The organism is Thiomicrorhabdus cannonii (assembly GCF_013391695.1).
Lineage (GTDB): Bacteria > Pseudomonadota > Gammaproteobacteria > Thiomicrospirales > Thiomicrospiraceae > Thiomicrorhabdus > Thiomicrorhabdus cannonii.
In genome coordinates this window covers 1-477 of record NZ_JACBGH010000024.1, presented here as the reverse complement: position 1 = coordinate 477, position 477 = coordinate 1, and the positions used below count along the sequence as shown (strand labels likewise).

Annotated in this window: 1 protein-coding gene; it reads right to left on the bottom strand. The window is 67.5% G+C overall.

What is annotated here, in order from left to right:
- Positions 1–477 (bottom strand): HAMP domain-containing protein (locus HZ297_RS11780; protein ID WP_218644632.1); only part of this gene is annotated, 477 nt, incomplete at both ends.

Here is a 477-nt window from a genome sequence, read left to right as displayed (position 1 = left end):
AGACGATGTCCGATCCCTGCTCGGTCACATAATGGCTCTGCCCGCGCCGCAGCGCCCAGCACTGGTCGGGCGCAAAGCCCGCCTGCTCGACCTCCAGCCCGCCCCAGGCCGCGATCGGCACCAGCAGGTTGCGGGAATTATTATGGGCATAGAGGGCGCCGGGAATATCGGGCAGCACGCGTGGCACGAACACCAGGATGATCGACGCCAGTTCCTCGTCGGTGCGGGCCGCCTGCATCCGGTGGGCCATGCCGCCCAGCAGTTCGATCACCTCGCCCCGTTCGCGCAGCACCTGCGCATTGGCGCTCAATTCCTGGTTGGCGATCTTCAGCCGCCCCTCGCTGTCCACCTGGTCGGCGACCGCCGCCTCCAGTTCGCGCGCCATTTCATTATAGCCGCCGGCCAGCCGCTCAAACTCGCTCGACCGCATCTCGACATCGATGCGCGCGCTGCGGTCGCCAGCGCCCAGCTTGCCCA